A 23,386-nucleotide genomic window follows, 5' to 3' on the forward strand; every position below is an offset into this window, starting at 1 on the left:
CGGTTCTCCTGTTTACGTTACCTTGTTCGCCCTCAAGATGCAACGGGATGGGTGTGAACAATCGGTTACATCGTCTCGAGCGCGACCGTGCTTCCGCGGCCTGACGGCTCCGCGGCCGTGACGATGAGTCTTCTAGGCAGTCGCGCGCGCAGCTCCGGCACGTGAGAAATCACGCCGACCGCCAACCGGTCGTTATGCAGCTTCTCCAGCGCCGTGATCACCGTATCGAGCAGCTCGGGATCGAGCGTGCCGAACCCTTCGTCCAGGAAGAAAAACTGAAGCGGATATTTGCCGCGCAGCTGAATCTGTCCGGACAGGGCGAGCGCGAGCGCAAGGGAGGCCAAGAACGTCTCGCCGCCGGATAATGTCGACACCGGACGCCGGATGCCGCCGTTCGCGTCGTCGCGAATGACGAAGCCGCCGCCGGAATCCACCTCCAGCGCGTAGCGCCGCTTCGTCAAATAACCTAACCGTTCGGAAGCTGCGCGGCATACTTGAACGAGCTGCTCCTCCGCGACGTATTCGACGAAGGCGTTGCCGCGGAAGACGGATTGCAGCGACTTCAACCGGACGCATAGCGCCTCCATGGACGCCCGCTTCGCTTCGAGCTTCAGCCAGCGTTCCTGCTTCTGCCGCAGCTCTTCGAGGTCGCGTTCCGCCTTCGCAAGCGCGGCCAAGGCGCTCTCGCCCGCGCCGCGCGCAGAATGCAGAGCACCCACGCACGCCTCCCATTCCTCGTCCGTGACGGATCGGCCGTCCAACTGGCCGCGCAGCATCGATATGACAGCCGCAAGCTCTCGCTCCGCCTCGCGGTACTCGGCGATTTGGGCGGCCATCCGCTCCTGCTGGCCGAGCAGCGGCCGAAGATGACGCGCTTCGTCGGCCGTGCCGAACGGGGAGCGCGAGAGCGTCTCCTGCCAAGCGCGTCGGCATTCCTCCGCGCGCTGCGCGAGGGATTTCTCGGACTCGAATGCGGCGATGCGAGCTTCGGATGATTCCCTATGCCGCTCCTGCCCGCGTTCATTAGCGGCCTTAGCGTCTTTCAAACGCGCGCGAATCTCGCTCAGCTCTCGTTCGGCCGCAGCTACGAGCACCGCTACAGGTTCGCCGTCCGTGCAGGCTAAGAGCTGCTCCATGCGCTGCGCCAGCTGGGCGCGCAAGCTGTCCAGCTTCGTTTCTAGCTGCGCGGCGGCCAGCCGCAATTCTTGTTCGGCCCGAAGCTGCGCTTCTTTGGCCGCCGTTTTCTCTTCGATGAAACCGACGCTTTTCTCTAACTTCGCGCGGATCTCTTCCGCGGCGCGTTCACGCTCGTCGAAGAGGCCTAGCTGGCGATGCGCCGCCGCAACATCCAGCTCGTGCCCGAACCGGTCAAACCATTCGGCACGTTCTCTTCCGTATGCGGCCGCAAGGTCGGCTTCCTTCGCGATCAGCCTCGCTTCGACCGCTTGCTGCGCCGACAGCTCGCTCGCCGCCGATTCGCGCGCCCGTTCCGCGCTTGCAAGCGCGGAACGAAACGCTTCGCTTCCTTGCTCGGCCGTCGCGAAGGCTTGATCCAACGCCGTCAACCGCTCGGCGGCGGCGGCCATTTCGGCCTTCGTCGCCTCCACCGATAACTCTGCGGCGAGATTCGACGCCGCCGCCGCTTCGTTCATCCACGAGAAGTACGATTCTGCGGCGTTATCGATCCCGCGTTCAGCCGCTTGATTAGCCGGCATGGATTCCCGAAGCCGTTCGAAGACGCGCTCGGCTTTGGCCAGCTCACCCGAAGACCGAATCACGAGCGATTGGCCTTGCTTCGCCGCCGCTTCCCACGCGGCTAGTTCCGATTCCGCGCCGGCAGCCTGTCCGCCTGCGGCGAGCGCATCGTGCTTCGCGGGATGCGAACAAGATCCACAGACCGGACACGCGTCGCCTTCGCGCAGCCCTTCTGCCAGCCGCGCGGCAAGTTCGTTGCGCTGCTGGCGCCAATATGCCGCACGCGCAGCCTCCATGCGGCCCGGCAGCAGGTCGCTAAACGTCTGCAGGCTGCCCGCAAGCGTCCTGTAACCGTTGACGACAGGAGCCAGCCGACGTAAGGCTTCCGCGATCGCATCCGCGTTCGATTCCGCCGCCGTCTCCGCGCGCGCCAGCGTCTCTCGCGCATGACGGACCGCTTCGGCCCCTTTCTTCGCTTCGGCGGACGCCGCTTCCGCTTGCGCGCGGACGCTCTCGGCCTGAACGAGCATCTTCTGCATCGCGCCGCGGCGCTCGCGCTCGTCCTTGCCAAGCTCGACCGACTTGAGCTCGGCTTTCAGTTCGTTCTGCCGATTGACCGCGCGTATGAGCAGTTCTTCCGCTTTGGCCGCTTGCTCGGCGCTCTCCCGCCGCTGCCTCTGAGCGTCCTCCAGCCGACGCTCGCCGTTCTCGGCCTCGGTTCTGATCGCGCCTGCTTCCGCTTCCGTCTTGCGTGCTGCTGCCAACTCCGCCAAGCGATGCGCCAGCCGCGGCTCCGCTTCGGCAGCGGCCGCTTCCGCTTCCGCCGCTGTCTTGGCCGCGGCGGCTGCCGCGGAAAGCTGGGATTGGTAACGCGCTTCGGCCGCCTTCAAGCGCTCGCTTGCCGCGGCGTGCGCAATCTCGGCCGACTCCAGCGCGTCTAATACCGGCAGCAGCCGCTCCGCCGAGGCGAGACGCGCCAGCTCTCCTTCCAGCGCCGCGACCTGCGGAGCCTGGACGAGCAGATTCGTGTGCAGCTGCTCTTTCGCCCGCAGCGCTTCCTGCCGCTCGCGAACGTGAAGCTGCTCCGCATGATGGCGCTCCGCGGCGGTTAGTTCGGCCCGGGCGTTCGCCGAAGCGGCGGAGGCTAGCAGATGGCGCTCTTCGGCCGCCTTGACGGCCGCCTCGGAGGCGTCGCCCAAGCCAAGCTGCTCCGCGGCCGCTTCGTTCAGCGCGGCTTCGGCCGTTTTCATCCGCTGGTTCAGCTTGAGCGCGAGCCCGTCGCCGAATCGTTCCAGCCGGAATATCCGCTGCAGCATCTGGCGCCGGTCCTTGCCCGTCAATGACAAAAACTCGGCGAACTTGCCTTGAGGCAGCACGACCGCGCGGGTGAAATCCTGCATGCTTAGACCGATGCGCGATTCGACCATGCGGGTGACGTCCGCCAACTTATCGGCATGGACGATCTCGCCGTCCTCGGTCAGCTCGACGAATCGGCTCAGCGTATTGCTGACCGAAACGTCGCCGCCGCGCTTGAACTGCCGTTCCACCCGGTAGCGGCGAAGCTCGCCGCCGCCGGACAGCTCGAACGTAAAGGCGACGGACAGCTGCTTCTCCGCCTGGTTCATAATGCCTTGCGTGCCGTTCGCCGCACGCTCGACCTTGCCGTACAAGGCGAGCGTCATCGCATCGAGGATGCTCGATTTGCCGCTTCCGGTCGAGCCGAAAATACCGAACACGCCCGCTTCGCACAACCTTGCGAAATCAACTTCCTGCATTTCGCGGTAGCTCTGCAATCCGCTTAAACGAAGCAAAATCGGTTTCATTCCGCATCGCCTCCTTCCGCGTCTTCGCGGCCGAAGTCCGCTTCGTCTTCGGCGATCAGTTCAAGGAACAGCCGTATCGTATCCGCATCCGGTTCCGCGCCGCCGGTCTGTTTCGCGAAAAAGCGCCGGAACAACTCCTCGGCCGGCAGCTGTTCGCGCGACCTGGCATCCGCCTCGTCGGCCGCCGCGGTCTCCGGATAGACGGGACGGATATGCACGAGACCTTCGTGCTGCTTGCGCAGCTGCTGAATGTGGGAGATCGTCATCGACTCCGTCATCCAGATATCCAGGTCGACCCATGCCCGCGCGTCCCTTCCTTCTTCGAGCCAGCGGTACACTTCTTCGAGACCGCCGCGGGCCGTCCACTTCACGAGCGGTCTTCCGCAGCGAAGGAGAACTTCGCGCGGCTCGATCACTACGTCGGGCGTCGCATCGAACACCGTAACCGACTTCGCCTGCCCCGCTTCCGAGAAGCTGTACGCGAGCGGCGATCCGCTATAGCGCATGCGCGGGTCGCCCGCGGTCTGCTGCGGGCGATGAAGATGGCCGAGCGCAACGTATTGCGCGCCTACGCGCAGCGCGGACGGATCGACCGTATACGCGCCTCCTACCTGGATCGGCCGTTCGGAATCCGTCTCCAATCCGCCCAGGACATAGATATGGCTCATGGCCAGATTGACCGTATCCGGCCGATAATGCCCGGCAAGACGCGTCATTAAGCGCCCGACGCGCTCGGAGTACGCGCTGCGCAAGGCCGCTTCGTCGGTCGCTTCGCTGAGCAGCTCGCGCAACCGAGATTCCGACGGATACGGCAAGGCCGCGATGACGGCCCGCTCGCCCGTACGGCTAACATCCGCGATTATCGGTTCGGCCGACGGCAAACCGACCAGCCGAATCCCGCTCTTGGCCGCCAGCGGCGACGAGGCGGCCACGCGTTCGGGATGATCGTGATTGCCCGCGATGACCGCTACCGTCCGCTTCCCGCCGTCAGCCAGGCGGGACAGCGCCTCGTAGAACAGCTGCTCCGCCGCGGCCGGCGGGTTCACCGAGTCGTACACGTCGCCGGCGATCATGACCAGATCGATCGCCTCATCGCGCACGATGCCGACGAGCTCCTCGACGAATTCCTCCTGCTCCTCCATGCGGCTGCGTCCTTCGAGCGACCGCCCGAAGTGCCAATCCGCCGTATGCAATATTCGCACCGTTTCCCCTCCGTCCAGGCTGGCCGCACGTCTCATTCGCGCGACCAGCCGACTTTAAAACAGACTTTAAAACATTTGAACGGCTCTCCCGCCGTTTAAGAAAAATAAATAACAAGCGTCCACCGGCCGCCCCAAAATCATGCCGATCGCTTCCGCGTAGAGCTTCATTTGGAAACGATGTTTCTCCGCCGCTTCGGCATAGCGATCCTCGGCGACCCGGTCCGTCTTGTAATCGAGCAGCACGAGTCCGCCCTCGTCCTCGAACAGACAGTCGATGACCCCTTGGATCATGATCGGCTCGTCGCCGGCGCCTTCCGCGGCATCCGGGTACACCCGGGAAGCCGCGAACGCGCAGCTGAACGGCGTCTCTCGCTTCACCCACTTGGCGCGAAGCAGCCGCTGGCCGACAGGCTCCCGGTAGAACGCGGCGACGGCAGCCGAGTCGACGGCTTCCCCCTGCTTCGCCGTCAGCATTTGACGTTCGATTAGCGATCGCAGAACGCCTTTCACTTGCTCCTCGTCCATCATCCCTTCCAGCGGCATATGCTGCATGACCAGGTGATGGACCGTTCCGCGCTCGGCGGCCGTTAGCGACACTTCTTCCATGAACTTCGGCCTGCGCATACGGAACGTAAAGTCGCGTTGATCGGCTACCGCCGCAAACGGCTCCTCGTTCAAAGCGGCGCTATCCTCCGCCGATTCGAGCTCATCCCCGAACGACCATTCCGCCTGCACGGCTTGCGATGCCGCGGCATCGATGCCGACCGTCGCTTCGTTCTCGATCGAAATTCTCGGACCGCGTTCACCTTCGAACGAAACGATATCCCGATCGTACAAATCCGGCACCATCCGCTCCTCCAACATAGGCAGCAAAACCGATTCCTCATCGGCTGCGGGATCCGCGTGCAGCCGCTTCATCTCTGTGACCGAGGTCTTTGCCGCCATAACGGTAGCTCCGCGATAAGGGTAGGACCAATTAAGCCTCCGCTCGATCTCCTCGCCGCTGACTTCCGGCTCCATCACGGGAACGAGATTCCGGACTGCTTGGAGCCGTTCCTCGAAGGCGCGGACGGCCGCTTCGTCAGGCTCGGCCGCTGCCGCCGCCTCGAACCCGAGTACGGACGCGGGGACGACGCCGCTTCTCCAACTGGCGAACGATTCGCCCGACCGCCGGATTATCCCCATACCTGCCGTATCCCCGATTGCCATGTCCGAATCCGCCTTGTCCGCCGCCCCGTCGCCAGTCGCCGCAGGTTGACCGGAACGACCATCCGCGCGTCCCGCGATTCCGTCGTCAACCGCGCCACCCAGGACATCCAGAACGGCCTCTTCTACCGTTAGCCCGGCCGGCTCGATCATCGCTTCCCCGCCGCCAAGCAGATCGCCTTCATAGAGGTCCACCTGAACGCCGCTTCGCATCGCGAGCGGACCGATCCAATCAATAAACCGCTTAGCCTGCGACAGCGAGAAATCGGACAAGCCGCCGTCATCCGCAACGGAGCTCTGCCACCGCTCTAACGTCTTCGCCGCGTCCGGAACCGTTCCGACCAGGAACATTTTCTCCTTGGGCCGAGTGAGCGCGACATACAAGATCCGCATCTCTTCGGCGAGCGTCTCCTTGCGGATCTGTTCCCGGATGGACAAATACGGCAGCGTCGGATACGTCACCCGGATGTCGGTGTCAATGAATTTCGGACCGAACCCAAGCTGCTTGTGCATGAGGAAGGACGCGTTCAGATCTTGCTTGTTGAAAGACTTGCCGAGTCCCGCCACGAAGACGACCGGAAACTCGAGCCCCTTGCTCTTGTGAATGGACATGATGCGCACGACGTCCTCTTGCTCGCCGAGCGCGCGGGCCGTTCCCAGGTCGCCGCCGTTCTCCCGCATCCGGTCCACGAAACGCAGGAACCGGAACAAGCCGCGGAACGAGGTCGCTTCGTACTGACGCGCCCGATCGTATAGCGCCCGCAAGTTGGCTTGGCGCTGCAGGCCGCCCGGCATGCCGCCGACCAGATCGTAATAGCCGCTCTCGCGGTAAATGCGCCAGAGCAGCTCGGAGAGCGCGCCGGCTCTGGCTTCTTCCCGCCAACGCTCTAGATGGACCAGAAATTCGCCGAGCTTCGCGCGCGTCGTCTCCGGCAGCTCGCTTCCCGTCTCGGCGATCCGTACCGCGTCGTAGAACGAGCCGCCATGACCGGCCGAGATCCGGATGAGCGCCAGCTCTTCCGCCGTCAAGCCGGCGAGCGGCGACCTGAGCGCGCCGGCGAGCGGGATGTCCTGGTATGGGTTATCGATGACGCGAAGCAGCGACAGCATCGTCTCTACTTCGGTCGCCTCGAAATAACCGCTGCCGAGCTCCGCGTAAGCCGGAATGCCGCGCTGCTGCAGCTCTTCGATCAGCACCGGCGCCCACTGCTTGTCCGCGCGGAGCAAAATCACGATATCCCGCCAAGCGAGCGGACGCTTGCCGCCTCGCCGACCGTCGAACGGCATGAACGGTCTAGCGGCGCTATCGCCGCCATCGTCCGCCCCCTGTCCGCGCAGCCGCAAAATCTGCTCCGCGATATATCTTGCTTCGAGCTGAACGACTTGCAAATCTTCGGCCGGTTCGGCAGCGCCTTCGCGTTCAACGCCTGTTTCGCCGTTATCCTCGGCTTCATCGTCCCCGGCATCGTCGGACGCGCCGTTGCCCCGGTCAAGCAGCGCGAATTCGATCGCGTAGCGCTCCGGAGGTCCCCCGTCGGATGCGGGCGGATACGACGCGCCGCAGACGAGCTCGGCGCGAGCGTCGTAGTCCATCTCCGCGACGTTCTCGCGCATGATCGCGCGGAACACGACGTTGACGCCGTCGACGACTTCCTGACGGCTGCGGAAGTTGCGGGCCAGATCAATGCGAATCCCGCTCTCGGGAGTCTGCTCTCCGCCCGATCCAACTTCGAACGCGCTTGAGTTGGCCACTTCAGCGCTCGCCGTCCGCGTCGCATCGTCTTCTCCAACTCCGTAAGCCTTGTATTTGCGCAGGAACAAATTCGGCTCCGCCAAGCGGAACCGGTAGATGCTCTGCTTCACGTCGCCGACCATGAAGCGATTGCCCGCTCCGGGCAGCGCGATCAACTCTACGATCGCTTCCTGCACCATGTTCGTGTCTTGGTACTCGTCGAGCAAAATCTCGTCGAATTGCCGCCTGTACTCCAGCGCCGCCGACGATGGAACCGTTAGTTCCGGCGTGGAAGCCGGATCGCGCAGGATTCGCAGACAATAGTGCTCCATATCGCCGAAATCGAGCAGCCCGCGCTCCCGCTTGGCCGCCTCGAACCGCGCGCCGAACGCGATGACGAGCTCGGCCAGCGCGCGCATGAACGGCGCGAGCTCGCGCAGCTCCGCGGCGAACGCATCGGGCGAGCGTCCGAACAGCTTGTCCTTCAGATCGCCCACGATCGTCTTGGCGTTCTCACGAAGCTCCTTCGCCCGTTCCTGGATCGCTTTGTCCACGTCGTCGCCTCGCTGGCTCTTGAGCTTGCCGAAGACCGCGGATGCGAACGCCTCGTGCCACGTCTCCCACGGCTTGCCCGTCACCTGCGACAACAAGCCCCGTACGATCGCCGCATCTTCTTCGAACGTTACGGCATATGCGCTCGGACCGCCTGGCTGCCGAGTCGCGCCCATCGCCTGTTCCAGCTGCGCAATCGCGCCTTCCAGTTCCAGCGTCACGACGCCGCGCAGCCCTTCCACCCAGTGCGAGGCGCCGAGCGCGGCCGCATCCTCAACATCGAAGGACGCGGCCGTCTCCCGCAGCCAAGCTTCCGGCCACGGATTGCTCTGCGCGAAATGGTACAGCTTCATGACGAGACCGTATACCGGCTCGTCGCCTCGTTCGCCGCCGAAGCGGTCGACCAGCGAGGCGAACGCCATTCCTTCCGGCTCGCCCGCCTCGGCCGCCTCGTATCGCTCCTCGAACAAGGCGTCGAGCACGTCGATGCGCAGCAGCTCGGCTTCCGTCTCGTTCGCGATGCGGAAGCCCGGATCGAGCCCGATTAGCGAGTAATACCGGCGTATGACGTCCAGACAGAACGAATGAAGCGTCGTTATCGAAGCCCGGCCCATGAGGGCGAGTTGACGGCGCAAATGCTCGGATTCCGGATTGCGGGCGAGTTCCTTCTCCAGCGCGATCCGAATACGCTCCTTCATCTCCGCGGCGGCCGCCTTCGTGAAGGTGGCCACAAGCAGACGGTCCACGTCGGTATCGGCCGATATTTTGCGAATGATCCGCTCGACCAGCACAGCGGTCTTGCCGGAACCGGCCGCCGCCGCGACCAGTATATTCCTTCCACCGGAGACGATGGCTTTCCACTGATCGTCGGTCCATGTGCTGCCCGCCGGCTTTTGGTTCATCTCCGCGCCGCCGCTCATGGCGTCCCCTCCTCTTGAGTCGTTCTATGTGCCGAAGCTTCTTTCTCATCTTCGGCGCCGGCCGCCAGCATGTCCCACACCTCGTCCTTCTTCGGCTTCGCAAGTTTCGAGAACGCGTTGCCTTCGATGAGCGGATCGAACTGGCATACCGGCTTGTACGCGCAAAATTGGCAAGGCGTCCGGGGCCCGAGCCGGTACGGCGCGATCGAAATGTCGCCGTCCACGATCCGGTCGCCGATGCGCTTGAGCGTCGAACGAACGGATTTGCGCAGCGTTCCCCACTGCTCGCCCGTCGCGACGGACGAGCTGCTATAGAAGCCGCCGTCCTTCTTGAGCGCGATCGGCAGAATGTCCGAGTACCCGGTCGTCAAGCCGCTATCCATCTTGCGGACGGTATCCTCGTCGGCCAGGATGAGACCTTTCAGCTTGAACCGCTTCAAGATGTCCGCGCGCGCCCGCTCCGCCGACATCGTATTGCTCGAAGAGAGCATCGGATTATGCACGTGGAAATAGAGCGCCCCGGCCGCTCTCGCCGGCTGGCCGAGCCAGTCTTCCGAGGCGGACACCAGCACGTCCAAATAAGTGAGCATCTGAAGCGCAAGTCCGTAAGCGACTTCCTCCAGCCTCAGCTGCTTGGCGCTCGACTTGTAATCGATGACCCGCAGCAGCAGGCCGTCTTCCGTCTCGGCGGCATCGACGCGGTCGATCCGACCGACCATCTCGAGCGTGCGTTCGCGAACGAGCGGGATCCGGAGCGACGGCAGCGGTCCGTCGGGACCGAAGCCGATCTCCAACCCGACGGGCTTGAACGCCGCCCGGCGAGCATGTTCGCCCAGAATAACGGCTGCCTGCGCGATAATGTCCCTGAGCTTCCGCGCGACGTATTGATGACGCCTGCTGCTGAACAGGATCTGCGATTGCAGCCGGTGCGCCAACTCGTCGACGACGCTCGCGGCCGCGGCTCGAATCTCGTCGGCGTCTAATTCGCCGAACCGATCGCCGAGCGTCTCGGTCAATTTGCTAAGCGCCGCATGGAACAGCTGCCCGATGTCGGGCGCCGCCAGCTTGAAGACGTCGCGCTCCCGCAGCCGAAGGCCATGGATGACGAAATGCTGGAACGGGCAAGCTACGAAACGTTCCATACGCGACACGCTGCCTCGCAGCACTTCGCCGTACAGCCGGTCTGCCGTATCGCGCGTGAGGAATTGCGCTTCGTTGGCATAATCCAGCGAGTTGACGAGACGCTTAAGCCGGCTCTCCCAATCCGGACGCACCGCATACCAGTTGAACGCCTCCCACCACAGGGGCGCGATCGTCGCGCCTTGCTTCCAAGCGCGGAGCTGTGCGGTCAAGTAAGACAACGTCCGCTGCGGATGCGCGACATAGGAAAGCTGCTCCTCCTTCGGCATACCGTGAGCAGGCTCGATGGCGATCTGGCGCTCCGCGATGCCCGGGAACATGCTCTTCACGTGACGAATCACTTCCGAAGCATGAAGACTTTTGCCTTCCTCGTCGGCGAGCGGATAGCTGATCCACAGATGTCGGCTAGGCGTCGATAGCGCATTGTAAATAAGAAATCGCTCGTCCAGCAGTCTTCGACGGACGCCTGGCGCCATCGCAATCCCGCCGCGTTCCAGCGTCTCGCGTTCCTGCTCTGTTAGAACGCCGTCTTCCTGCATCCGCTGCGGCATGACGCCATCGTTCGCCCCGAGCAAATAACAGACTTTGACCTTGCCCGAGCGCGTTCGGTCCATACTGCCCACGAGCACCTGGTCGAGCGAAGGGGGCACGGCCGCCAGCTTCAAGCTCTCGAGCCCCGTGTCGACCATGCCCGCGAACAGCTCGAACGGGAGCTTCTCGCCGCCGGTCATCTCGGCGAGCTGATCGAGTAGCCCGAGCACGCCGTCCCATAGCTGGCGATGTTCCCGCGACCGCTGCGTATCGCCTTGCGACGCGGCCTCGAGACTCCACTTCTCGAGACGGTCCGGCGCGCCGATCTCGTATAACAGCTTATACAGCGCGACGCACATGCCGCGCACGTCCGGCGATTTCTTCAGCCGCTTCGTGAACCGCAGCAGCGGTTCGACGACCGCTTCGCGCGCGGCTAGAATCGCACGGAAAAGGCGTTGATCGCGCTCCCCGGCCTGTACCGGCTCGCCTTCGAGCGTATCCCGCACGAGCGGCTTCCACTTGTCGGCGTTCAGCCAACGGTTGCCGTCGATGCCCGCCGCGAGCGCATAGTTCTCCAACAGGTCGAACGTCTCGCGGGTCAGCCTGCTGCCCGACGACTCGTCCGGCATGAGCAGCTCGGTCTTGATGCAGCGGAATACCGCCTCGTAACGCCAGCCGCGAACCGCGATCTCGAGCGCCGAGCGGATGAACTCGGACAGCGGATGATGGAGCGCCGCCTCCTTCTGGTCCATGAAGACCGGAATGCCGTAATCGTCGAAGACGGCCTTCAAGTATTCCGCGTAATCCGGCGCATTGCGCACCATAACCGCGAAGTCGTAGTAGCGCAGCCCTTCCGCTCGCACCCGCTCCGTTATATCCCGCGCCACCGCCTCGACCTCTGCCCGGCGATTGGCGGCGGCATGCAGGGACACGCTGCCGTCGTAAATCTCGCCCGGCGCAAGCCGCAGCGGCCGACGGTCGGCGTAATGGCGTTCCGCATGAGCCAACATCGGACGACCGCGGAACCGGTATGGCGGCTCGTCCGGCAGCAGCACCGGATCGGCAACCTCCACCCCGACATTGTCCGCGATTTCCCGCAGCTTCAAATACGTCTCCGCCGTCGGGCGGAATAATTCCAGTTCATGCGGCACCTCGCCGTGGCCGTAGAGCCGATCCAGACAGAGCGTTACCGTAACCTTGGCGCCGTGACGAATGATCGCGGCCAGCGCTTCATACTCCTTCGGCGTAAACCCATGAAAACCGTCGATCCAAAATTGCGCTTGCTTCATGGACGGCGAATCCCGAAAACCGCGGACGAGCCAATCCAAGTACGCTTCGGAATCGACGTACAAGCCCGCGAGTTCCTGCTCCAGCTGCACGCCGACGAGCTGAAGGTCGTGAAGCTTCCGGCTCAGCAGCGCGCTTTGCGGCCCCGCCAGCCCTTCGTCCGCGAATTGCCGCAGACGTTCGTCGTCCACGCCGTACCGCTTCCATTCCGTTAACAGCTCGCCCAGCCGTTCGATAAAGCCATGCTGGCTCTCACTGCCTTGATAGAGCAATAGGTCGCTGCGCAACCGGTTCACGATCTTGTACAACAACATGTTCTTGCCGCTCTCGCTAATCGGCACGAGCGCCGTGCCGCCCGTCTCTTGCATGACGCGGAACGACAGACGCCGGAAGCTGAGCGCCTGCGCGCGAATCGTGCCCGCGACGCCTCCGCCCAGCATCGCGTATTCCGTCTGGAACGTCGCCTGCTCGGGAACGAGCATAATCAACGGCTCGCCGGCCGGTTGCGCTTGAATGCGCTGCCTGATCTCATGCAGGCACAAATGGGTTTTGCCCGCGCCCGCCCGTCCGATCACAAACCGTAGCGTCATACCCTCACCTCATTCTTGTTAGCCGCGTCTACCCGTGAGCCGGCCGATTCTATTCGATTGTTCTATTCTATCACAGGGAGTCTCCTATTTCACGCTGAAATACAAACAAACGTTCGCATTCATGACCGGTAAATCGATGCAGCGCCGGAGATCCCGTGCAAAGAACGGTTATAGCCGTTTTTTCGCTTGCGACCCATTTGGAAATATGAGTTAATATAGATGTCGGGCCCGACGAATACCGCGCGAAAGGAGCTGATTGCATTGAAAAGCGCTGAGGTGATTTTCGCTTAATCGCGAAAATCGTTCCGGAGGAGGCGGCTAACCCCCGTCTCCTTCCATATACCGATACCCGATAATGACAAGGACGGACGCGAGCAGCGCCGTTGCTTGGCCACGATGCGCCATACGTATCGTGATTTTTGCGTTTTAGGCTACACCATTAAACTAAAGGAGGCGGCTAAGCATGGTATGGACCGTAACAACGACCGTAGGCACTCAAGTTCGATACCCATCCGAGGAGGAGCTTAACCTTGAACTACAAAAATGGAAAAGATGTGCTGCCCCCTAGTTTACTGAAAGAGCTGCAGCATTACATACAAGGGGAACTAGTCTATATCCCGAAACAGACGGAGCAGCGCGCGGCATGGGGCGAGAAAAGCGGCTCGCGCCAGCAATTGACCCTTCGCAACCAGGAGATTTACAGCTGCTTCATCGGCGGCACTTCCGTGACGGAGCTGGAGCGCAAATTCCACCTCTCCGGCGAGAGCATTCGCAAAATCATCGTGAAAGTGCGCCGCACTTCCATTCATCAGGCCAGCGCCCATGGCGCTTACTCATAAAAAAAGGCTTCCCGCCCGCGAATCGATTTCGCCGGTTGGGAAGCCTTTTTATCGTCTACGATCGGCTGCGCACTTCGAATATGCCGAACTTCAAGTAGTGGCCTTCGCCGACGCCGACGATTTGCGGATGGTCCTTGCCCGCCGCGCGCCACTCGATCAATCGCAGGATTTTGCCCGCATCGGCGGCCGCCGCCTGGATCGTCTCCAGGAACAGATCAGGCTGCATGTGGTACGAGCAGCTTGCCGTTACCAGGTAACCGCCTTCGTTCACGAGCTTGAGCCCCTGCAAATTGATGTCCTTGTAGCCGCGCACCGCGCCGGCTACCGCGCTCTTAGTCTTCGCGAAGGCTGGCGGATCGAGAATAACGACGTCCCACGTCCGTCCGCCGCCGCCGAGCGCCTTCGACGTATCGGTCTTCGTCGTGCCGGCCGCGCCGGCGCGAGCGCGTTCCGCGCGCTCCTCCTGACCTTTGACCTGCATCCGCAAATAATCGAAGGCGTCCGCGACGACGAATTCCACTCGGTCTTCGAACCCGTTGCTCGCCACGTTCCGCCGCGCCGTCTCGATCGCGTGTTCGGAGACGTCCAAGCAGGTTACCTTCTTCGCCCCGAATTTGCAGGCGTGGAGCGTGAAGCTGCCCGTGTGCGCGAAGCATTCCAGCACCGTCGCTCCGTCCCAATGCGGGAACGTAACCACTTTGCCGTTGGCATTGACCGGTACCAGTACTTCGGGCGCCGGCGCCGCTCCGGTATCGTCGCCAGCCGCTCCGCCCAATTCGCGCGCGACCGCTTCGCCGCCGGCCGGCAGCTCCTCGCGCATGCGGCGTTCCAGCTTGATGCCGCTGCGCGCGCCCCAGCCGCGCATGAGCGGTTCGATCGAAGCCCGGTTCTCGCGTTGATCGAAGAAATATCCCGTTTTCTGTCCCTCTACGATATCTACTTCCATCAGAAGGCCGTTCTCCCGGATTTCGATGATGCGCGGGCACTCCCCGTACAGCACGCCCGTCCGTTCCTCCAGTCCCTCGAGTTTGCGGACGGAGACGTCGCTCCGCTCGTAGATTCCTTTGGGTTCGAACACGCTAATGAGGGCGTTCACGAGCGCTTCCCGATGCGTCTCCATCCCGAGCGTCAGCACTTGGATGACGAGTACGCCGCCGAAACGGTCGACGATCAGGCCCGGCAGGAAGTCCGCCTCGCCATAAACGAGCCGGCAGTCCTCCCCGTTCACGAAACGGCCGCGGTGCTCCGCGCACTGCCGGAAGCGTTCGGCGAAGAACGCCTCGTCCATCGCTTCGATCGGCTTATAGTCGACAATCCGGACCGCGATCTGGGATTGCGGATTCCAATATCCCGTCGCCAAGTAGCGGCCTTGATGATTCACGACGTCCACGAGTTGCCCCGGCCGTCCTTCTCCGTCCATCCGCTCGATTTCGCTGGCGAACACCCACGGGTGACCGCCCTCCGTCCGCTTCTTTCTTTCTTTCTTCAATATCGCTTTAAGACGCTCCATTACCTTCATCCGTCCTCTCCCCTAATCCCCTTGCAAGACGCCTCGATGCATCCCTGCCGACGTGAGCTTGTCATGCTTGTTTCTTCGACCGCATAAATTGATCTGAATGTTGATTTTACCGATCAAAGGAGTGCAGCCTTATGGTTCAAGACATTCTCCTGCCGATGACGCTCGGCTTCGTTATTTTCCTGGTAGGCATGAAAGCTATGGAACTCGCGCTTCATCAGTCCGTCGGCCGCCATCTCCAGACGATCCTGGAGCGAATGACGGCCACTCCGCTCCACGGGCTGCTCATCGGAACGGCAACAACGGCCGTTCTGCAGAGCAGCACGGCCGTTACGGTTATGACGATCGGCCTGGTCAACGCCAAGCTGCTCACGTTCCCCCGAACGCTCGGCATTATACTGGGCACCAACATCGGCACCTGCCTGACGACGGAATTAATCGGCCTCAACATTAGCAGCATGGCCTGGCCCTTGCTCACCTTCTCCCTCGCGCTCTGGTTGACGACGGCGCTGCTCCGCGAGCTTGGTCTCGGTCAGCTATTGTTCGGCTTCCGAAGCGTTCGGATCGGAGGCGGATCCGCCTCCGGCGCGCCATCCGCCGGCGAGCGCTGGATGCAGGCCGCGCGCAGCGGCTCGGTCATCGGAGGCGGCTTCGCGCTGCTGCTCGTGGGCATGGCTCTCATGCAATCGGTCGGCCCCGCGGTCGAAGCGAGCGGCTTGTTCGACGCCTTCCTAAGCCGTGCGGAAAACAGCGTGTTCTGGGGCATTGCGGCTGGCGCGATTCTAACCGCAGCCGTACATAGCGGAGCAGCGGTCATCGCGATTATCATGGGTCTCGCCAGCGCGCTCGCATTGCCTGTGCCGATCGGCATCGCCATCGTGCTCGGCGCCAACATCGGCACCTGCGTTACCGCGCTCCTCGTCTCGTTCGGCGGCCCCAAATCCGGACGTTTCGTCGCCTGGTCGCATGCGCTGCTCAACGTGGGCGGGGCGGCGCTGTTCGCGCCTTTCACCGGCGAGCTTCAGACGGTTGCCGCTTGGTTCGGCGCCTCGCCCGCCGCGCAAATCGCCCATGCGCAGACGATATTCAATATAGCGTGCTCGCTTCTTGCTCTTCCGCTGTGTTACCTTCCGATGATTCGGCGGATGACTGTCCGTTGACGATCGCCACGCCCGCGCTGGTGCCCAACCGATTCGCGCCCGCTTGCAACATGCGGATGGCGGTCTCGGCATCCCGGATGCCACCCGATGCTTTCACCCCGATCCTGGAGGTGACGGAAGCCCGCATCAGCCGAATGTCGGCTTCGGTCGCCCCGACCGTGCCGAAGCCGGTCGACGTCTTGACGTAATGCGCGCCTGCGGCCTCCGCCACGCGACATGCTTCGGCTTTTTGTTCCTGATTAAGCATGCCGGTCTCGAGTATGACCTTCACGATCGCCGAGCCTTCCACGGCACGGACAACCGACGCGATATCGTGGGACACGACGCCGTATCGGCCTTCGACGACGGCGCCGATCGGCAGCACCATGTCGATCTCGCTCGCGCCGTCCTGAGCCGCCGTCTGCGCCTCGTAGACTTTGGCTTTCGTTGACATCGCGCCCAACGGAAAACCGACCACGGCCGCGATATGGACACCGGTATCGGCAAGCTTCTCTCGGCAAAGCGACACCCATGCCCCGTTGACGCACACGCTGTAGAACTGATGAATGGCCGCCTCTTCGCAAAGCTTGATGATGTATTTCTCCGTCGCGCCCGGCTTCAGCAGCGTATGATCGATAAACTTCGCGATCGGAGTTCCCGGTTCCCATTTCTCTAACATCCGTCGTTAAACCTCCAGGCCGAGCAGCTTAAGCGCCCCCGACAAAATTTGGTCGTTGTTGCTGTACCCCGACTGGCGCTGACGCCGCCAAGCCTCCATGGGCTCAAACCACTCCACGCCGCGAATTTCTTCGACTTGCGCCTGTAGCTTGCCGCCGATAGCTTCCACGAGATAATAGTGAACCTCTTTGTCGACGGTACCTTTGGACTCGTGGTTGTACTTGTACTTAATTTGGTCGATTGGCGCGACGATCATTCCCTGCAGGCCGGTCTCTTCGGCAATCTCGCGAAGCGCGGTTTCCTCCACGGTTTCGCCCGGCTCCATCTTGCCCTTCGGCAGCGAAATTTTGCCGTAACGGTCCTGAATGAGCTGCACCTGCAGAACGCCGCCTTCGCGGCGGAACACCACGCCGCCCGCCGAAATTTCCTTCATGCTCTTCGCCTCCTGTCTCATCCGATAATAGCGCGTATGTAGAGCAAGGATTCCGCCTTCCCTCATGAGGAGACAGAATCCTTGTAGACTCGGGGTATTGCTATTCACGTCGCGCTTCGGCGCGCTAACGCTTGTATGGCATGCTTAGCTGGCTTCGCTGCCGCGCACGGCCGCCGTCCGTTCATCAAGGACGCGAACCAGCTGGCCTTTGCATTCGTTTACGCCGGCTTCGGTTATTTTTACCCGACACAGCTGTCCGATAAGCGCCTCCGAGCCTTCGAAGACGACTTGCAAATAGTTACCCGAATAGCCCATTACAAAGCCGCTGCCCGGCGCGCCTTTGTAGTCGCGCTCCGGAATGACGTCGACCACTTCGCCGATGAACTGCTGCGCGTACGCCAATTGCATCTTCTCGGACAAATCGATCAGCTTGTGGACCCGTTCGTTTTTCACTTCTTCGTCGACCTGTTCTTCCATGCGGGCTGCCGGCGTGCCGGTCCGCTTGGAATAAGGGAAGACGTGCATCTCGGCGAAACCGAGCTCTTCCATGAACTTGTAGCCGGCTTCGAACATCTCTTCCGTCTCGCCCGGGAAGCCGACGATGACGTCGGTCGTGATCGCCACGCCCGGCATCGCTTCGTGCAGCAGACGAATCTTCTCGGCGAATTCGGCCGTCGTATATTTGCGGCGCATCCGCTTCAACACGGAATCGTCGCCCGCCTGCAGCGGAATGTGGAGGTGGCGGCACATCTTCGGCGAACGGTTCAGCACGTCGATCATGTCGGCGTCGATCTGACTCGCTTCAATGGAGCTGATGCGGATGCGCTCCAGTCCTTCCACTTTATCCAAATCCCACAGCAGATCGGAAAGTTTGTAATTCTCCATATCATCGCCGTAACCGCCGGTATGAATACCCGTCAGCACGATTTCCTTGTATCCGGCCGCGACGAGCTGGCGCGCCTGGTTCATGATGCTCTCCGCTTCGCGGCTGCGGGAGAGACCGCGCGACCAAGGAATGATGCAGAAGGTGCAGAAGTTGTTGCAGCCTTCTTGAATTTTCAAGAACGCGCGAGTACGGTCGGCGAAATCCGGCACGTCCAGTTCTTCGAACTCCCGCGTCTTCATGATGTTGCGCACGGCATTGACCGGTTTGCGCTCGGCCTGCAGCTGAGCGACGTAACCCATCAGCTTGTCCCGGTCCTGCGTGCCGATGACCAGATCGACGCCTTCGATCGCCATGATCTCGGCCGGCGACGTCTGCGCATAGCAGCCCGTGACGGCTACGATCGCGTCCGGATTGCGGCGGATCGCGCGGCGGATGATTTGGCGGCTCTTCTTGTCGCCCGTATTCGTAACCGTACATGTATTAATCAGGTACACGTCCGCGGTCGTCGTTTCGAAATCCACCTGCTCGTACCCTTCATTCTTGAACAGCTGCCAAATCGCTTCCGTATCATAGAAGTTTACTTTGCAGCCCAGCGTGTAAAAAGCAACTGACGGCATGTCTGTTAAACGCCTCCCATTTCTCCGGATTCATACATCAGGCAGGCGAGTCCAACCATGGCCGCCGTCTCGGTGCGCAGGATGCGCTTGCCCAAACCGACGATTACGGCGCCCGCCGCTTCGGCTTCTTCGGCCTCGCGTTCGGTAAAACCGCCTTCCGGTCCGACGATCAGCAGCACGCGCGGCGACGCGGCGCGCTCTCCGCTCCGGTAAGCCTGAACCGCGTCGCGAATGCCCGCGCCGACCGATCCGCCTTCCTTCTCGTAACAAAATAATACCAGTTCGTACTCGCCGACCGATTCGATCAGCTTCCGCCAGGAACGGACCGCTTCCACCCGGGGAATCCGGCTGCGGTGCGCTTGCTCGGCCGCTTCCTTGGCGATTTTGCCCCAACGCTCGAGCCGCTTCGCTTCCTTCTTCGCGTCGTACTGGACGATCATCCGCTCCGACTCGAACGGAATGAACGCCGCCGCGCCGATTTCCGTACCTTTTTGAATGACGAGTTCCATTTTATCGCCCTTCGGCAAGCTCTGCGCCACCGTCACGGACCAGTTCGGCTCTCCGCTCATCGGCAGCCACTCCACGATGTCCGCCTCCACCCGGGAAGGCGAAACCGCACGTACGGACGCACGCGCGGTTCTCGTCTGTCCATCGCTGACGAACATTTCATCGCCCGGTTCCATGCGCATGACGCGCGCCGCATGATGGGCATCGTCGCCGGTGAGCAAGACGTCCTGATCGGACATGCTCTCCGGCGTTACAAAGTATCGCTGCATGGTTCGAAATACCCTTCGTCGTAAACTTTAAACCGCATAAAAACTTCAACCTACATCATACACGTTTTATGCCCGCCACGCTAGCACTTTAAACATTTGGCAGACGCCGAAGTTCATATTCACGTCGCGAAATCCCGAACGAATTGATCCCAATCGACCGGGTCGAACATCGGTGCCAACGAATCCCGTATTCCCCAAACAAATTCCGTCGCCTGCGCATAAAGCGGCGCGATCGTAACGGCATTAAGCGGCGGAATAAACACGAGCAGGAGAAAAATAAAGAACCCCCATTGCTCGTTCATGTCCATCCTGTAACGTATTCTCAAAGGAACGAGATCCTGAATAATCCGGTAGCCGTCGAGGGGCGGAAGCGGGATAAGGTTAAACACGAGCAAAATCGCATTGATATTGATTAGATAATAAAAGAAATGAACAAGAGCCTTTCTTACGCCGACCGAACTTGTCTCGAAAACGCCGAACTGGTTGAGCACCAGCACGCCGAGAATCCCGATAACGGCAAGCAGCAGATTGCTCAGGGGGCCAACGGCAGACACGATGATTCCCATCAACCGCGGATGCTTGAATCTCCCCCGGTTCACCGGCACAGGTTTCGCCCACCCGAAACCGGCAAGTAAAATGAGAATGGTGCCGAATACGTCGATGTGAGCGCGCGGATTCAACGTGACGCGCCCCGCGTCGTAAGCTGTTCGGTCGCCGAATTTATAAGCGCTGTAAGCATGCGCAAATTCATGGAGCGAGAACGACAGGACAAGCACGATAAAGATAAACGGGATGTCCTCCAACGGATACCATAAGAAATTCATGCTTCGCCTCCCGCGAGACCTGGGAAGGTTGCCCTTCCCGGCAGGCCGTGAAATTGTGTATACTCTTGGCTACTAAGGACGCACGGCCACGAACGCGATCCAGTCCTGATCCCGCTGGCGGTCTTTGATCGTGAAGCCCGCTTTCAGCAAGCCCGCTTCCACGTCCGCTTCTTTGTTCTTCCAAATGCCCGACGCGATATACGTACCGCCCGGCTTCAGCGCCGCGTATACGTCATCAAGGAAGAGCAGAATGATCTCCGCCAAAATGTTCGCGACGACGACGTCGACCGGTACCGACACGTTCACCGGGCCGCTCTCTTCCTTCGCTTGCAAAATGCCGAGCAGATCGCTCAGATGGACTTGAATGCTGTCCTCCAGCCCGTTCAGCCGCGTGTTCTCCGTTGCCGACGACACGGCAACCGGGTCGAGGTCGAGCGCCAGCACGCGCTTCGCGCCCAGCTTCATCGCGCCGATCGCCAGGACGCCTGAGCCGGTGCCTACGTCGATAACTTCTTCGCCGCCTTGGATAACGGATTCCAGCGTTCGCAAGCAAAGCGCGGTCGTCGGGTGCGTGCCGGTACCGAAGGCCATGCCCGGATCCAGCTCGATAATTCGCTCGTCAGGACCAGGCGCGTAGTCTTCCCACGTCGGCTTGATCGTCAATCGCTCCGACACGCGAATCGGCTTGAAGTATTGCTTCCAAGCGTTCGCCCAGTCCTCGTCGTCGACCAGCGCCGCCGAAATAATAAAATCCCCCGGATCGATATCGAATTCGCGCAGCTGTTCGATGCGCGGCCGGATTGTCTCCATGATCTCCTCCGGATCTGCTTCCTCGTAGAAGTACGCCTTAATAACCGCCTGGCCTTCCGGAATATCGTTCAGCGGATGCTCGTACCATTGGCCCAGCGACGTGTCGCGCGGCTTGTTCAGCGTACCGGATTCTTCAATGGATACGCCGCCGGCGTCCAGTTCATGCAAAAAATTCGAAATCATCTCGGTCGCTTCTTCCGTCGTCTCGACCGTTATCTCATGCCATTTCATCTATGTACTGCCTCCCGAATATGGTAGTGGCGTCCGATTGCCCGTAAGCTCGTCAACCCATCTTCTCTATATTACAACAGAACGCGCCCTGCGCACAAAAAGGCCATGCGCATAAGCCTTGGGCCGGTTAGAACCCTGATAGCTTCGCACATGACCTTTCCACTCTAAAGTGATTCGCTCTCGCGTATCGGACTAATTAAGCTGCGGCGTGCCGCCCAGCTCGGCGATGACATGCAGCACGCGGTCGACTTGATCGTCGTCCACTGTGGCTCGAATCACGCCTTCTTCGCCGGCCGTCACTTCGCGGGCGCGCAGCGCCTGCAGCTTCAGCTCCGCCTCGCGCGTGGAGCCTCCCGCAGGAAAACTGGCTTCGATCTGTGTCGCCACTTCCGGCACGCTCCCTTACGCCTTCTCGGCGCGGGCGTCGGCTGCCGCGGCGCGCTTCTGGGCTTCGATATCGTCCGCATCCGCCAATTCCGCCGAAAATTCCACGTCTTCGTTCTTGCCGATCGGCAAATGGCTAAAGCTGCCTTCCTTAAATTCCTGTTCCGTCATTGTTGCCGCCTCCTATATCGGAATGAACACCAACAACTAGGATGAGCAGCGGAAGGCGAAACTATGCTTATTCGCCGCGCGGATTAGTCCCCGCGGAACGCGCGTTTCATTTTCTCGAAGATCGACTCGTGATGCTCGCTTGTCGACTCCCCGGCTACGCCCGCGAACTGGCGCAGCAGCTCCTTTTGGTCTTCGGTCAGGTTCGTCGGCGTGACGACCGTCACCTTGACGTGCTGATCGCCTTGTCCGTAGCCGCGAAGACGCGGAACGCCCTTGCCTTTCAGGCGGAAATAAGTTCCGGTCTGCGTCCCTGCCGGAATCTTCAGCTTCACTTTCTCGGTCAGCGTCGGGATCTCGATTTCGTCGCCGAGCGCCGCCTGCGCGAACGTCAGCGGCACTTCGCAATAAATGTCGTCACCTTCGCGTTCGAAGAATTCGTGAGATTTCACGCGGATGACGATGTACAGATCGCCTGCCGGGCCGCCTCGCTGACCAGCTTCGCCTTCGCCGGAGAGGCGGATTTGAGCGCCTTCGTCTACGCCGGCCGGAATGCGGACGTTGATTTTGCGCTGACGTTTCACTTTGCCCGCGCCATGGCACGTGCCGCATTTGTCCTTGATGATGCGCCCGGAACCGCTGCAATTCGTGCAGGCGCGGCGGTTGACCATGCGGCCGAAAGGCGTGTTCTGCACGACTTCCTGTTGGCCGGAGCCTTTACATACCGAACAAGTCTCCGGTTTCGTACCCGGCTTTGCGCCCGAACCATGGCACGTGTCGCACGATTCGGTGCGCGGAATCGTAATTTCCGTTTCCTTGCCGAATATCGCTTCCTTGAATTCGATCGTCATCGTATACTGCAGATCGTTCCCGCGCTGCGGCGCGTTCGGATCGCGCCGACCGCCGCCGCCGCCGAAGAACATGTCGAAAATATCGCCGAAGCCGCCCGAGAAGTCGCCTGCTCCGCCGCCGCCGAATCCTTGATTCGGGTCCACATGTCCGTATTGGTCATAGGTCGCCCGCTTGCCGCTGTCGCTCAGGACGTCGTACGCTTCCTTTACTTCCTTGAACTTCGTCTCCGCGTCCGCCGCCTTGTTCACGTCCGGATGATACTGACGCGCCAGCTTCCGGTACGCCTTCTTAATCTCGTCCTCCGAGGCATTCTTGCCTAGCTCGAGTATCTCGTAATAATCCCGCTTGTCTGCCAAAACCCGTTCACCCCGTCCACTTGTTTAACCCGCCGGCCTCTATTGCGCGCATATCGCCCTCAAAAGCCGCGGTCTCTTCTCTCGCCATCCTAGCGGATTCGTCCGAACTCTTCTCGCCAAAAAGATCAGACGAGTGTACGCAAGAAAAAACGTCACTCTCTGATCTTGATTAAAACGGAGGAGGAGCCCGGAAGGGCTC

Annotated in this window: 16 protein-coding genes; 2 read left to right on the forward strand and 14 right to left on the reverse strand. The window is 61.4% G+C overall.

Annotated elements, in window-relative coordinates:
* Positions 1–65: 65 nt before the first annotated feature.
* The 4 genes from BCM02_RS07825 to addB all read right to left on the reverse strand — a co-directional run bounded on the left by BCM02_RS07825 (position 66) and on the right by addB (position 12,678).
* A complete protein-coding gene (locus BCM02_RS07825) occupies positions 66–3,518 on the reverse strand; it encodes an AAA family ATPase (protein WP_148928488.1) in 3,453 nt (1,150 codons plus the stop codon).
* Positions 3,515–4,720 carry an exonuclease SbcCD subunit D gene (locus BCM02_RS07830; RefSeq protein ID WP_148928489.1) on the reverse strand — a complete coding sequence of 402 codons (1,206 nt, stop codon included), beginning with the start codon at positions 4,718–4,720 and terminating at the stop codon, positions 3,515–3,517. Before BCM02_RS07830 ends, BCM02_RS07825 begins: the two co-directional genes overlap by 4 nt.
* Before the next feature lie 66 nt (positions 4,721–4,786).
* Entirely contained in the window at positions 4,787–9,130 is a 4,344-nt protein-coding gene (locus tag BCM02_RS07835; protein ID WP_187434063.1) for a UvrD-helicase domain-containing protein, read from the reverse strand.
* The gene (gene addB, locus BCM02_RS07840) at positions 9,127–12,678 is read right to left on the reverse strand and encodes a helicase-exonuclease AddAB subunit AddB (protein WP_148928490.1); all 3,552 of its coding nucleotides are present in this window, start codon (positions 12,676–12,678) and stop codon (positions 9,127–9,129) included. The genes BCM02_RS07835 and addB overlap by 4 nt, the downstream gene beginning before the upstream one ends.
* A 530-nt stretch (positions 12,679–13,208) precedes the next feature.
* Between addB and BCM02_RS07845 the strand changes: the two genes are divergently transcribed.
* The gene (locus BCM02_RS07845) at positions 13,209–13,517 is read left to right on the forward strand and encodes a CD3324 family protein (protein WP_148928491.1); all 309 of its coding nucleotides are present in this window, start codon (positions 13,209–13,211) and stop codon (positions 13,515–13,517) included.
* 55 nt (positions 13,518–13,572) lie between these two features.
* On the opposite strand, the gene BCM02_RS07850 is transcribed toward BCM02_RS07845, so the two are convergent.
* Positions 13,573–15,036: a class I SAM-dependent rRNA methyltransferase gene (locus BCM02_RS07850; RefSeq protein WP_246183258.1), complete on the reverse strand. Its 1,464-nt coding sequence runs from the start codon at positions 15,034–15,036 to the stop codon at positions 13,573–13,575.
* Positions 15,037–15,167: 131 nt separating this feature from the next.
* On the opposite strand from BCM02_RS07850, the gene BCM02_RS07855 reads away from it, so the two are divergent.
* Entirely contained in the window at positions 15,168–16,193 is a 1,026-nt protein-coding gene (locus tag BCM02_RS07855) for a Na/Pi cotransporter family protein (RefSeq protein ID WP_148928492.1), read from the forward strand.
* Here BCM02_RS07855 and deoC read toward each other — a convergent pair.
* The 9 genes from deoC to dnaJ form a co-directional block, all read right to left on the reverse strand.
* On the reverse strand, positions 16,120–16,851 hold the full coding sequence (deoC, locus tag BCM02_RS07860; RefSeq protein WP_148928493.1) for a deoxyribose-phosphate aldolase: 732 nt from the start codon (positions 16,849–16,851) through the stop codon (positions 16,120–16,122). The two genes, BCM02_RS07855 and deoC, sit on opposite strands and share 74 nt — an antisense overlap.
* Before the next feature lie 6 nt (positions 16,852–16,857).
* A complete protein-coding gene (locus tag BCM02_RS07865) occupies positions 16,858–17,283 on the reverse strand; it encodes an NUDIX hydrolase (RefSeq protein ID WP_148928494.1) in 426 nt (141 codons plus the stop codon).
* Between the two features lie 144 nt (positions 17,284–17,427).
* The gene (gene mtaB / locus BCM02_RS07870) at positions 17,428–18,786 is read right to left on the reverse strand and encodes a tRNA (N(6)-L-threonylcarbamoyladenosine(37)-C(2))-methylthiotransferase MtaB (RefSeq protein WP_148928495.1); all 1,359 of its coding nucleotides are present in this window, start codon (positions 18,784–18,786) and stop codon (positions 17,428–17,430) included.
* A 5-nt stretch (positions 18,787–18,791) separates the two neighbouring features.
* Positions 18,792–19,562 carry a 16S rRNA (uracil(1498)-N(3))-methyltransferase gene (locus BCM02_RS07875; RefSeq protein ID WP_148928496.1) on the reverse strand — a complete coding sequence of 257 codons (771 nt, stop codon included), beginning with the start codon at positions 19,560–19,562 and terminating at the stop codon, positions 18,792–18,794.
* 119 nt (positions 19,563–19,681) lie between these two features.
* The gene (locus BCM02_RS07880) at positions 19,682–20,386 is read right to left on the reverse strand and encodes a site-2 protease family protein (RefSeq protein ID WP_148928497.1); all 705 of its coding nucleotides are present in this window, start codon (positions 20,384–20,386) and stop codon (positions 19,682–19,684) included.
* A 72-nt stretch (positions 20,387–20,458) separates the two neighbouring features.
* Positions 20,459–21,427: a 50S ribosomal protein L11 methyltransferase gene (gene prmA / locus BCM02_RS07885; protein WP_148928498.1), complete on the reverse strand. Its 969-nt coding sequence runs from the start codon at positions 21,425–21,427 to the stop codon at positions 20,459–20,461.
* Positions 21,428–21,619: 192 nt separating this feature from the next.
* Positions 21,620–21,814: a hypothetical protein gene (locus tag BCM02_RS07890; protein WP_148928499.1), complete on the reverse strand. Its 195-nt coding sequence runs from the start codon at positions 21,812–21,814 to the stop codon at positions 21,620–21,622.
* 15 nt (positions 21,815–21,829) lie between these two features.
* Positions 21,830–21,982: a YfhD family protein gene (locus tag BCM02_RS07895; protein WP_148928500.1), complete on the reverse strand. Its 153-nt coding sequence runs from the start codon at positions 21,980–21,982 to the stop codon at positions 21,830–21,832.
* A gap of 83 nt (positions 21,983–22,065) precedes the next feature.
* Complete coding sequence (gene dnaJ / locus BCM02_RS07900; RefSeq protein ID WP_148928501.1) at positions 22,066–23,187, reverse strand: molecular chaperone DnaJ; 1,122 nt, start codon at positions 23,185–23,187, stop codon at positions 22,066–22,068.
* Positions 23,188–23,386: the final 199 nt, after the last annotated feature.

The sequence above is a fragment of the Paenibacillus methanolicus genome (assembly GCF_008124765.1).
Lineage (GTDB): Bacteria > Bacillota > Bacilli > Paenibacillales > Paenibacillaceae > Paenibacillus_Z > Paenibacillus_Z methanolicus.

What these genes read in the sequence shown, in the direction of transcription:
- addB (WP_148928490.1), bottom strand. Translation starts at nt 12,678, where the DNA reads ATGACGCTACGGTTTGTGATCGGACGGGCGGGCGCGGGCAAAACCCAT.
- deoC (WP_148928493.1), bottom strand. Translation starts at nt 16,851, where the DNA reads ATGTTAGAGAAATGGGAACCGGGAACTCCGATCGCGAAGTTTATCGAT.
- BCM02_RS07880 (WP_148928497.1), bottom strand. Translation starts at nt 20,386, where the DNA reads ATGAATTTCTTATGGTATCCGTTGGAGGACATCCCGTTTATCTTTATC.
- prmA (WP_148928498.1), bottom strand. Translation starts at nt 21,427, where the DNA reads ATGAAATGGCATGAGATAACGGTCGAGACGACGGAAGAAGCGACCGAG.
- BCM02_RS07875 (WP_148928496.1), bottom strand. Translation starts at nt 19,562, where the DNA reads ATGCAGCGATACTTTGTAACGCCGGAGAGCATGTCCGATCAGGACGTC.
- mtaB (WP_148928495.1), bottom strand. Translation starts at nt 18,786, where the DNA reads ATGCCGTCAGTTGCTTTTTACACGCTGGGCTGCAAAGTAAACTTCTAT.
- BCM02_RS07865 (WP_148928494.1), bottom strand. Translation starts at nt 17,283, where the DNA reads ATGAAGGAAATTTCGGCGGGCGGCGTGGTGTTCCGCCGCGAAGGCGGC.
- BCM02_RS07895 (WP_148928500.1), bottom strand. Translation starts at nt 21,982, where the DNA reads ATGACGGAACAGGAATTTAAGGAAGGCAGCTTTAGCCATTTGCCGATC.
- BCM02_RS07855 (WP_148928492.1), top strand. Translation starts at nt 15,168, where the DNA reads ATGGTTCAAGACATTCTCCTGCCGATGACGCTCGGCTTCGTTATTTTC.
- BCM02_RS07850 (WP_246183258.1), bottom strand. Translation starts at nt 15,036, where the DNA reads ATGAAGGTAATGGAGCGTCTTAAAGCGATATTGAAGAAAGAAAGAAAG.
- BCM02_RS07835 (WP_187434063.1), bottom strand. Translation starts at nt 9,130, where the DNA reads ATGAGCGGCGGCGCGGAGATGAACCAAAAGCCGGCGGGCAGCACATGG.
- BCM02_RS07825 (WP_148928488.1), bottom strand. Translation starts at nt 3,518, where the DNA reads ATGAAACCGATTTTGCTTCGTTTAAGCGGATTGCAGAGCTACCGCGAA.